Genomic DNA, 11,153 nt, shown 5'->3' with positions numbered 1-11,153 from the left:
CTCTTACTCTTCCTCATGGCTTGATTCAGGCTCACGATCCCACGATAAACGAGGGTCGAAGGTCATGGCCGCAAACATGGTCATAATCACAACCAGCGCAAACATTAAAGCCCCCATCGCGGGATAAATACTCATCAGACCGCCCATCCGCACCAGCGCAGAGAGAACGGCAATCACAAACACGTCAATCATTGACCAGCGTCCGACAAACTCGACCACTTCATAAATCAGATGCATGCGTTCACTGTCGCGTTTTCCGTGGCCTTTCGCATCCCAGCAGAGCCAGGCGATGGCGATCATTTTTAACGTTGGCACCATAATACTGGCGATAAAGATAACGCCGGCGACCGGGTAGGAACCCTCCCCCCACAGCAGTATGACCCCGGCGAGGATCGTCGAGGGCATTTTATCCCCGAGCAAATCAGTGATCATGATCGGCAGAATATTGGCCGGCAGATAGAGCATGATGGAGGTCACCAGCAGCGCCATCGTCCACTGCAGGCTATTTTTACGGCGTACATGACCTTTCGTTTCACAGCGCGGACAAACGTCAAGATCGGCGGGCAGCACAGCGGTACAGCACGGGCACGAACGCAGCCCCTGCCGAATACCCGGTACGCCAACTTTCACCGTCTGCGCAAGCGTCGGTGCCGGCGCGATATCGTCCCACACCCAGCGCCTGTCGACGCACTGGAAGGCGCGCAGCTGCAGGACGCAGTACAGACACCAGGGAATAAAACTGCTGCCGATCCCCACGTCACCGTACGCCATCAGCTTCACGAAACTGACCAGAATGCCCGCCAGGAAGATCTCGGCCATCCCCCAGCTTTTGAGCTGAAAAAGGATACGCGCGAGTTTGATTTTCAGTGATGGCGGCATCCTGACGCGGTTTACCAGCATCAGGATAACGACCAGACAAAAAGCCGGGACTATCTGAACGAAGAGCAGAAAAAAGGTACCGAGGCTGGCGTAATCTTCTGAGAACATGACGCCCGGAATTTCAAGCAAATCCACCTGGCTGGTCATCCCCCCCACCTTCATATAGATGAACGGGAAGAGATTGGAGAGCAGCAGCATGAACAGTGCCGCCAGTGCGTAAGCGGTGGGACGCTGCCGCGGCGCGTCCCACTCGGTTGTCAACGTCGTACCGCAACGTGGACACAGGGCTTTATGTCCGTGACCAAGCTCTGGCAACGCCACGAGCATATCGCATTGCGAGCATAATATATGCCTGTCGGCATGGTGCTGGTCACACATATGTTATCCCTGTTTATGCGCCGTTTTTCAGAGACTCAAGGTACTCCCAGCGCTCAAAGGCGTCTTCCAGGGCTTTTTCAGCCGCGGAAAGTTCAGCCAATACTTTCTGAGTATAGTCATGCGATTGGGTAAAGAATGACGCATCAGCAACCTGTTTTTGCAGATCCTCAAGCGCGGCCTCCAGCTCTTCAAGACGCTGCGGTAGCCCCTCCAGTTCGCGCTGCAGGTTATAGCTTAGTTTAGCCGAGGTTTTCTTGACAGTTTCTGCTTTTGTTACAGCAGGTTCAGAACTTATTTTGGACTTTGCCTGTTTCTGCGCCAGAGACTGCGACTGCTGCCCTTTTGCATCGTGATAGCCGCCGACATATTGTCCAATTCGACCTTCACCTTCGAAAATCCAGCACTCGGTCACGGTGTTATCAACAAACTGACGATCGTGGCTGACGAGCATCACGGTTCCCTGATAGCCATCAATCAGTTCTTCCAGCAGTTCCAGCGTTTCGACATCCAGATCGTTGGTCGGTTCATCGAGGATCAGCAGGTTGCTTGGCTTCAGGAACAGACGTGCCAGCAGAAGACGATTTCGCTCACCGCCTGACAGGGCACGTACCGGCGTCATCGCACGTTTCGGATGGAACAGGAAGTCCTGCAGGTAGCCCAGCACATGGCGCGGCTTGCCGTTCACCATCACCTCCTGCTTCCCTTCGGCGAGGTTATCCATCACCGTTTTGTCCGGATCCAGCTCCGCGCGGTGCTGATCGAAGTAGGCCACTTCGAGTTTCGTACCGCAGTGAATGCGCCCGCTGTCGGCCTGAAGCTGTCCGAGCATCAGTTTCAACAGCGTGGTTTTACCGCAGCCGTTCGGGCCAATCAGGGCGATTTTGTCGCCGCGCTGGACCTGAGCCGAGAACTCTTTCACCAGGACTTTACCGTCAACCTGATAGTTCACGTTTTCCATTTCGAAGACAATCTTGCCGGAACGGGAGGCCTCTTCCACCTGCATTTTGGCACTGCCCATCACTTCACGGCGTTCGCTACGCTCACGGCGCATGGCCTTCAGGGCACGCACGCGGCCTTCGTTACGGGTACGGCGGGCTTTAATCCCCTGGCGGATCCACACCTCTTCCTGCGCCAGTTTGCGGTCGAACTCGGCATTCTGCAGCTCTTCCACGCGCAGGTTTTCTTCTTTCTCCAGCAGATAGGTATCGTAATCGCCAGGATAGGTCACCAGCTTACCGCGGTCGAGATCGACAATACGCGTCGCCATATTGCGAATAAACGAACGGTCGTGAGAGATGAAGATGATGGTGCCGCTGAAGGTTTTCAGGAACCCTTCCAGCCAGTCAATCGCTTCGATATCCAGGTGGTTGGTGGGTTCGTCCAGCAGCAGCACCTTCGGCCCGCTGACCAGCGCGCGGCCCAGGGCCGCTTTACGCAGCCAGCCACCGGAGAGCGCGGACAGCTCCATATCCGCTTCGAGACCGAGCTGCGCCAGCACCTCATTAATACGGTTTTCAAGCTGCCACAGGCCGTGGTGATCGAGCATCTCCTGCACTTTCGCCAGCTCGTTGAGATTCTTGTCGCTCGGGTCGGTCATCACCAGATGCGAAATCTCATGATAGCGCTTCAGGTATTCAGCCTGCTCAGAGATGCCTTCCGCAACGAAATCGTACACGCTGCCGGTCACATGGCGCGGTGGATCCTGCTGCAGGCGGGAGACAATCAGATCCTGTTCGTAAACAATCCGCCCGTCATCCAGGCCCTGTTCACGGTTGAGGATTTTCATCAGCGTGGATTTACCCGCGCCATTACGGCCCACCAGACAGACGCGCTCGTTATCTTCGATGTGCAGTTCGGCATTATCGAGAAGCGGTGCGTCGCTGAAGGAGAGCCACGCGCCGTGCATACTAATTAAAGACATTTATTTTTCCTTTCAGACCGCGGTAATCAACCAGCAGTTATGGATTTGACGGTTACGGGCAAAGTCCTGAGACAGCGTTTTTTGGCTGATTTCTTGTGCTTTCAGTCCCAGGGCTGCTAAGCCGTCATGATCCATACGGAAGCCGCGTTTGTTGTTCGAGAACATAATCGTGCCGCCTTTACGCAGCAGGCGTTTCAGGTCGGTCATCAGGCGCAGGTGATCGCGTTGTACATCAAAGCTATCTTCCATACGCTTGGAGTTGGAGAAGGTCGGCGGATCGATAAAGATCAGGTCGAACTGCTCATCGGTATCACGCAGCCAGCCCAGCACGTCGGCCTGCATCAGACGATGCTGACGTCCGGTTAAGCCGTTCAGGCGCAGGTTGCGCTCTGCCCACTCCAGATAGGTGCGGGACATATCGACCGTGGTGGTGCTGCGCGCGCCCCCCAGACCCGCATGCACGCTGGCGCTGCCGGTATAGGAGAACAGGTTGAGGAAATCTTTACCCTTGCTCATCTGGCCCAGCATACGGCGGGCGATACGGTGGTCAAGGAACAGGCCGGTATCGAGGTAGTCGGTCAGGTTAACCCACAGACGGGCGTTGTATTCGCCCACTTCGATAAAGTCGCCCTTCTCGCCCATCTTCTGATACTGGTTTTTCCCTTTCTGGCGTTCACGGGTTTTGAGCACCAGTTTGTTTGGCGCAATCCCCAGCACGGCAATAGTCGCCGCAATCACGTCCAGCATGCGCTGACGCGCTTTTTGCGCATCAATGGTTTTTGGTGGCGCATATTCCTGAATCACCACCCAGTCCGCGTAGCGGTCAACCGCCACGTTGTACTCCGGCAGATCGGCGTCATACAGGCGATAGCATTCAATGCCTTCCTGCTTCGCCCATTTTTCAAATTTCTTCAGGTTTTTACGCAGACGGTTGGCGTAATCTTCCGCCACGCCCGACGGTTTGCTGTCCGCCGCCTTCTCCGCCAGATGGTAGTTTTTCTGCACGCAATCCAGCGGGCCATTCTTCGCCTTAAACTGGCGATCGGCGCGCAGCTGCAGGCAGCTCAGCAATTCCGGCGAGGCGCTAAAGAGGGAGAGATTCCAGCCGCCAAAGTAATCTTTCATGTTGCGGCCGAGCAGGCTGTGCAGGGCAATTAGCGCCGGTTCGCTGTCGAGACGCTCACCGTATGGCGGGTTGCTGATAACCGTACCGTAAGGCCCTTTCGGCAGCGGGTTAGTCAGGTTGGCGACATCTTTCACCTCGAAGGTGATCAGCTCGCCGATACCGGCACGACGGGCGTTGCTGCGCGCACGTTCAATCACGCGCGGATCGCTGTCCGAACCGTAGAAGTGGGAGGTGTACTCCGCCAGGCCTTTACGTGCCCGGGCCTGAGCGTCCGCTTTCACCTCTTTCCAGATAGCTTCATCGTGCTGCGCCCAGCCTTTGAAGCCCCACTGGCCGCGGTGCAGTCCCGGCGCGCGGTCGGTGGCCAGCATAGCCGCTTCAATCAGCAGCGTACCGGAGCCACACATCGGGTCGAGCAATGGCGTGCCAGGCTGCCAGCCGGAGCGCATCACGATGGCGGCGGCCAGGGTTTCTTTGATCGGTGCCATACCGGTGCGATCGCGGTAGCCACGCAGATGTAAGCCCGCCCCGCTCAGATCGAGAGAGATACTTGCTGTGTCGCCATTGAGCCAGACGTTAATGCGCAGATCCGGGTTTTCACGATCGACGTTTGGTCGTTCCTTATTTTTACGCGTGAAACAGTCCACAATGGCATCTTTGACGCGCAAGGCACCGTACTGGCTGTTGCGGATCTCGTCGTTCACGCCGTTGAAATGCACCGCGAAGGTGGCATCTGGAGTGAAGATCTCTGTCCAGTCGATCATCTGAACGCCGGTATAGAGGTCAAGGTCACTGTAAACCTTACACTCCTTCATCGGCAGCATGATGCGCGATGCCAGACGGCTCCACATCAGGCTCTGGTAAATAAGCCGTGTGTCGCCCTCAAAATGGACACCACCCTGAACTACCTGGCACTCTTGCGCGCCCAGGGCTTCCAGTTCAGTTTTTAACAGCTCTTCCAGCCCACGGGCCGTACTGGCAAACAGAGAATTCATATCGTCACTTTTACTCTAAGAAAATTGTCGCGCATTATAGCTAATATGGCGTGTATGTCATAAAGTTGAAGGCTTATTTTCATTCGAGGGACTGTGCAGTGGCGACCTTATCCAGGCTTTTTATTCATCCGGTGAAATCCATGCGCGGCATCGGCGTTTCTCACGCCCTGGCCGACATGAGCGGATTTGCCTTCGATCGTATCTTCATGGTCACCGAGCCGGACGGGACGTTCATTACCGCACGCCAGTTCCCGCAGATGGTTCGCTTTACCCCTTCCCCGCTTCATGACGGTTTGCACCTGACCGCACCGGATGGTGAAAGTCGGGTGATCCGCTTTGCTGATTTTGCGCCTGTCGATGCGCCAACGGAAGTGTGGGGCAATCATTTTACCGCGCGCATTGCCCCGGAAGAGATTAACCGCTGGCTGAGCGGCTTTTTCTCCCGCGACGTGCAGCTTCGCTGGGTTGGGCCGGAACTGACGCGTCGCGTGAAGCGTCACGATGCGGTTCCGCTCTCCTTCGCCGATGGCTTCCCGTTCCTGCTGACCAATGAAGCCTCGCTGCGTGATTTACAACGCCGCTGCAAAGCCAGCGTTCAGATGGAGCAGTTCCGTCCGAACCTGGTGGTGACGGGAGCAGACGCCTGGGAAGAAGACACCTGGAAAGTGATCCGCATTGGCAGCGTTATTTTCGACGTGGTGAAGCCCTGCAGCCGCTGCATTTTCACGACGGTGAGTCCGGAGAAAGGGCAGAAGCACCCTTCCGGCGAGCCGCTGAAAACCCTGCAGTCCTTCCGTACCGCGCAGGATAACGGTGATGTCGATTTTGGCCAGAACCTTATCCCGCGCTCCAGCGGCGCGATCCGTGTCGGTGATGAGGTAGAAATTCTTGCCCGGGGACCCGCACGCGTTTACGGCGCAGGTCAGGAAGAGGAGTCTGTCGATATTGAGACGCCAGTCAGCTCAGCGGTGGATATTCACTGGCAGGGCAGCGTCATTCGGGGAAACAATCAGCAGGTTTTACTTGAGCAACTGGAACAAGCGGGGATCCGCATACCCTATTCCTGCCGCGCGGGGATCTGTGGCTGCTGTCGAATCAAACTGGTGGAGGGCGAGGTCAGTGCGCTGAAAAAATCAGCGATTGCCGAAGACGGGACCATTCTGTGCTGCAGCTGTATCCCAAAAACGTCGGTACAGCTGGAAGCTTAAACCGCCTGCTCGAGGCTGAACGAGTCCATACGCAACTGCGGTTTCAGCCTGTCGTTCATCACTTTTATGGCGTCCCCAAGCTGCATCGTCCGCCCGGCAATGGTCACGCCGGGCTGGGCCAGCAGACAGAGCGCGGCATTTTCGCCAGGCTCCACCACCAGCAAACTGACCTCTTCTGCCGTATCGCTCAGATTGACGCAGGCTGCGTCACCCGTTGCCGGGGTCCAGTTCATGTTGTGCGCAAGAAAGTGCCAGCTTTTCGGCATCTGTGGTTTCAGGAAACGGATCGCGACCAGCGCATTTAATACCAGTTCGGCACGCTGCTCTTTAGAGAGAACCAGATCGCGACATTTCTCCTCAAAGGAGAAATAAAGCGCAGCGTCATCCACGCAAAAGCCAGACGGGGAAAACGCATCCGGGGTTAACATTCGGCGGGCGAAACGAGAACGAAACAACATGCCATTGGCTAAATCGAGCATCATTCGATCGTGCTCGTCGCAAAAATACCAGCGCCAGTTATCGTCAGGTTTAATTCGCATGTTTCTCTCCCGTACCCAAACGTCCTGTACTAAAAATGTCCTGATTGCCGCTTCGTTTATAACACCATTAATAAAAGACCATAATGTCTAAATAAGCAACAGTGACGGAATATAAAACAACCAGGGCTGGAAATAAAGCCCTGGTTGTCTGATTAGGAGAAAAGATTAGATATGAGTAACGATTTCTTTAATCAGCGGCGGCCCTTTAAAAATAAAGCCGGAATAGATTTGCACCAGTGACGCACCTGCCGCCATCTTCTCGCGCGCAGCTATCACGGAGTCAATGCCACCGACGCCAATAATCGGCAGGCGTCCTTTTAATTCCGCAGACAGGGCACGAATAATTTCGGTGCTTTTTAATTGTACCGGACGACCGCTTAACCCACCCGCTTCATCACAGTTTTTCATTCCCTGTACGAGGGAGCGATCGAGGGTGGTATTGGTCGCAATCACACCATCAATATTATGGCGAACTAAACTGTCAGCAACCTGGATCAATTCTTCCGCAGAAAGATCCGGGGCGATCTTAACCGCCACCGGAACATATTTATGGTGGATCGCCTGCAGGGCATTTTGTTTATTTTTAATGGCGCTCAGAAGATCGTCCAGCGCTTCACCATATTGTAAGGATCGCAGGCCCGGAGTATTGGGTGAAGAAATATTCACCGCGATATAACCGGCATAGGCGTAGACTTTTTCCATACAAATCAGGTAGTCATCTTTACCCTGCTCGACTGGCGTGTCTTTATTTTTGCCGATATTGATGCCTAATACCCCATCAAAATGGGCTTTTTTTACGTTCTCCACCAGGTGATCCACACCGTGGTTGTTAAAGCCCATGCGGTTGATCAACCCTTCGGCTTCGACCAGGCGGAACAGGCGCGGCTTGTCATTTCCCGGCTGCGGACGCGGGGTGACGGTACCAATTTCGATGGAGCCAAAGCCCATCGCGCCCAGGGCATCAATGCACTCGCCATTTTTATCCAGACCTGCCGCCAGACCCAGCGGGTTTTTAAAAGTCAGTCCCATGCACTGCACAGGTTTTTCCGGCACGTTCTGGCGCACCAGCGCCGCCAGCGGCGTTCCGGTAATACGACGTAATTGCTGGAATGTAAATTCATGAGCGCGCTCAGGATCGAGCTGGAAAAGGGCTTTACGAACGAAGGGGTAGTACATGAACTCTCCTGGATTCCCGGTGTGCAAACCGGGAGGGGATTATGGGCGATCCCGGCGCGAAAGGGAATTGACCTGTGGCAAAAAAAGCCGCGTAAAACGCAATCGTTTACCTGCCCGGGGATTTCTTATGCTCTTTTTCGCATTTTAATTGCAGATAAATCATTTAGTGGAATAACCGCGCGATGTCACACTCCTGAAAATTGTTATGAATGTTAGATAAAAGCAAACAATTGGTTATAAGGAGGAAGTATGCGCGTCATTACTCTGGCCGGAAGTCCACGATTCCCTTCGCGCTCCAGCGCCCTGCTGGAATATGCCCGTGAAAAGCTCAATGCCCTGGATGTGGAAGTGTGCCACTGGAACCTGCATAACTTCGAACCTGAGGATCTGCTTTACGCCCGTTTTGACAGCCCCGCGCTCAAAACCCTGACAGAACAACTTAAAGACGCGGACGGCTTAATCGTCGCCACGCCGATTTATAAAGCCTCTTTTTCCGGCGCACTGAAAACCTTGCTTGATTTGCTTCCTGAACGCGCACTGGATGGCAAGGTGGTGTTACCGCTGGCCACAGGCGGCACAGTCGCCCATTTACTGGCGGTGGATTACGCCCTGAAGCCGGTCCTGAACGCGCTGAAAGCGCAGGAGATCCTCCACGGCGTCTTCGCGGATGACTCCCAGGTCATTGACTATCAGCACAAACCACACTTTACGCCTAATCTGCAAACCCGCCTCGATAACGCTCTGGAAACCTTCTGGCATGCCCTGCATCGCAGGGATATTCAGGCCCCGGCGTTTGGTCAGCCTCAAGGAGTCGCTCATGTTTAAAATCTTATCCCGCGTCGGACTGGCAGGTCTGATGGCACTGACGTCGCTGGCCCATGCCGCAGATAACGCCCCTGAGAGCTTACGCATCGGTTACCAGAAAGGCAGCGTGAGTATGGTGCTGGCCAAAAGCCACCAGCTTCTGGAAAAACGCTTCCCGGACACCAAATTCTCCTGGGTTGAGTTTCCCGCTGGACCTCAGATGCTGGAAGCCCTGAATGTCGGCAGTATTGATCTGGGCAGTACAGGCGATATTCCGCCAATATTCGCCCAGGCCGCCGGAGCGGACCTCGTCTATGTGGGCGTTGAGCCGCCTAAACCGAAGGCCGAAGTGATTCTGGTACCGGAAAAAAGCGACATCAAAAGCGTCGCCGATCTTAAAGGACATAAAGTTGCGTTCCAGAAAGGTTCCAGCTCGCATAATCTGCTGCTGCGTGCCCTGCAGGAAGCCGGGCTGAAGTTCACCGATATTCAGCCCGTCTATCTGACCCCGGCTGATGCGCGCGCCGCCTTCCAGCAAGGGAATGTGGATGCCTGGGCCATCTGGGATCCATACTACTCCGCCGCACTGCTGCAGGGCGGCGTGCGGGTACTGAAAGACGGTACCACCCTGAAACAGACCGGCTCGTTCTACCTTGCCGCAAAACCGTATGCGGAAAAAAACGGCGCATTTATTCAGAACGTACTGGATACCTTTACCCAGGCCGATGCCCTGACTCAAAGCCAGCGTCAGGAGAGTATTGCCCTGCTGGCAAAAACCATGGGCTTACCTGAACCGGTGATCGCGAGCTACCTCAGCCACCGTCCACCGACCACCATCTCCCCCGTAGATGCACACGTTGCCGCACTTCAGCAGCAAACCGCTGACCTCTTCTATCAAAATCACCTGGTTCCTAAGCAGGTGGATATTCGTGAACGTATCTGGCAACCCGCAGGCAAAGAAGGAACAAAATCATGAGTCTGAATCTTTTCTGGTTTTTACCCACCCACGGTGATGGACACTATCTTGGTACAGAAGAGGGTTCACGCCCGGTTGACCACGGCTATCTGCAGCAGATAGCGCAGGCGGCGGATCGCATCGGTTTCACCGGGGTACTGATCCCAACCGGACGATCCTGTGAAGATGCCTGGCTGGTCGCCGCCTCGATGATCCCGGTGACTCAGCGGCTGAAATTCCTGGTCGCGTTGCGCCCGAGCGTCGTCTCCCCCACCGTGGCGGCGCGTCAGGCGGCAACCCTCGACAGACTGTCCAACGGTCGCGCCCTGTTTAACCTGGTGACGGGTAGCGATCCCCAGGAGCTGGCGGGTGATGGCGTGTTCCTCGACCACACCGAGCGCTATGAGGCCTCTGCCGAGTTCACCCGCGTCTGGCGACGTCTGCTGGAGGGTGAGACCGTGACCTTCGAAGGCAAGCATATTCACGTTCGCGACGCGAAGCTTTACTTCCCGCCGTTGCAGCAGCCGCGCCCTCCCCTCTATTTTGGTGGTTCGTCAGATGTGGCGCAGGACCTGGCGGCAGAGCAGGTTGATCTGTATCTCACCTGGGGCGAACCGCCTGAGCTGGTAAAAGAAAAAATTGACCAGGTCCGCGCCAAAGTGGCCGCCCATGGCCGCAAGGTGCGCTTCGGTATTCGTCTGCATGTGATTGTGCGTGAGACCAATGAAGAAGCCTGGCAGGCGGCCGACCGTCTGATTTCTCATCTGGATGATGAGACCATCGCCAAAGCGCAGGCCGCGTTTGCCAAAACTGACTCCGTCGGACAGCACCGGATGGCATCCCTGCACAACGGCAAACGCGAGAATCTGGAGATCAGCCCGAACCTGTGGGCAGGCGTGGGTCTGGTGCGCGGCGGTGCGGGTACGGCGCTGGTCGGCGACGGTCCAACCGTGGCCGCGCGGATAAATGAATACGCAGAGCTTGGGATCGACAGCTTTATTCTCTCAGGCTATCCGCACCTGGAAGAGGCGTATAAGGTGGGCGAACTGCTGTTCCCGCATCTGGATGTGGCCATCCCGGAAATTCCCCAGCCCCGCCAGCTGCAGCTGCAGGGCGAAGCCGTGGCCAACGAATTTATCCCGCGAAAAGCTGCGCAAAGCTAAGGAGTAACC

At 55.6% G+C, this 11,153-nt stretch carries 9 protein-coding genes; 4 read left to right on the top strand and 5 right to left on the bottom strand.

Annotated elements, in window-relative coordinates:
- Positions 1-3: 3 nt before the first annotated feature.
- The 3 genes from pqiA to rlmKL are packed head-to-tail and all read right to left on the bottom strand — an operon-like array spanning position 4 to position 5,299.
- Positions 4-1,257, bottom strand: a complete 1,254-nt coding sequence (gene pqiA, locus GM298_RS05020) for a membrane integrity-associated transporter subunit PqiA (RefSeq protein ID WP_025755981.1) — start codon at positions 1,255-1,257, stop codon at positions 4-6.
- Between the two features lie 13 nt (positions 1,258-1,270).
- On the bottom strand, positions 1,271-3,178 hold the full coding sequence (locus GM298_RS05015; RefSeq protein WP_025755982.1) for an ABC transporter ATP-binding protein: 1,908 nt from the start codon (positions 3,176-3,178) through the stop codon (positions 1,271-1,273).
- A gap of 12 nt (positions 3,179-3,190) precedes the next feature.
- Positions 3,191-5,299 carry a bifunctional 23S rRNA (guanine(2069)-N(7))-methyltransferase RlmK/23S rRNA (guanine(2445)-N(2))-methyltransferase RlmL gene (rlmKL, locus tag GM298_RS05010; protein ID WP_045284707.1) on the bottom strand — a complete coding sequence of 703 codons (2,109 nt, stop codon included), beginning with the start codon at positions 5,297-5,299 and terminating at the stop codon, positions 3,191-3,193.
- Positions 5,300-5,397: 98 nt separating this feature from the next.
- Here rlmKL and GM298_RS05005 point away from each other — a divergent pair, with 98 nt between their 5' ends.
- The gene (locus GM298_RS05005) at positions 5,398-6,507 is read left to right on the top strand and encodes a YcbX family protein (protein ID WP_047958171.1); all 1,110 of its coding nucleotides are present in this window, start codon (positions 5,398-5,400) and stop codon (positions 6,505-6,507) included.
- Here GM298_RS05005 and zapC read toward each other — a convergent pair.
- Together zapC and pyrD are read right to left on the bottom strand one after the other, a co-directional pair.
- A complete protein-coding gene (gene zapC / locus GM298_RS05000; RefSeq protein WP_025755985.1) occupies positions 6,504-7,046 on the bottom strand; it encodes a cell division protein ZapC in 543 nt (180 codons plus the stop codon). The genes GM298_RS05005 and zapC overlap by 4 nt on opposite strands.
- 165 nt (positions 7,047-7,211) lie before the next feature.
- Positions 7,212-8,222, bottom strand: a complete 1,011-nt coding sequence (gene pyrD, locus GM298_RS04995; protein WP_045284708.1) for a quinone-dependent dihydroorotate dehydrogenase — start codon at positions 8,220-8,222, stop codon at positions 7,212-7,214.
- Between the two features lie 249 nt (positions 8,223-8,471).
- On the opposite strand from pyrD, the gene ssuE reads away from it, so the two are divergent.
- Genes ssuE through ssuD form a run of 3 tightly spaced genes read left to right on the top strand, consistent with a single transcriptional unit; the run spans position 8,472 to position 11,144 of the window.
- Positions 8,472-9,047: an NADPH-dependent FMN reductase gene (ssuE, locus tag GM298_RS04990; protein WP_025755987.1), complete on the top strand. Its 576-nt coding sequence runs from the start codon at positions 8,472-8,474 to the stop codon at positions 9,045-9,047.
- Positions 9,040-10,002, top strand: coding sequence for a sulfonate ABC transporter substrate-binding protein (locus tag GM298_RS04985; protein WP_025755988.1), 963 nt, complete (start codon positions 9,040-9,042; stop codon positions 10,000-10,002). The genes ssuE and GM298_RS04985 overlap by 8 nt, the downstream gene beginning before the upstream one ends.
- Entirely contained in the window at positions 9,999-11,144 is a 1,146-nt protein-coding gene (gene ssuD / locus GM298_RS04980) for an FMNH2-dependent alkanesulfonate monooxygenase (RefSeq protein WP_266153715.1), read from the top strand. The genes GM298_RS04985 and ssuD overlap by 4 nt, the downstream gene beginning before the upstream one ends.
- Positions 11,145-11,153 lie beyond the last annotated feature (9 nt).

Source organism: Enterobacter sp. HSTU-ASh6, assembly GCF_026319105.1.
GTDB lineage: Bacteria > Pseudomonadota > Gammaproteobacteria > Enterobacterales > Enterobacteriaceae > Enterobacter > Enterobacter sichuanensis.
This window is presented reverse-complemented; position numbering and strand designations above follow the sequence as displayed.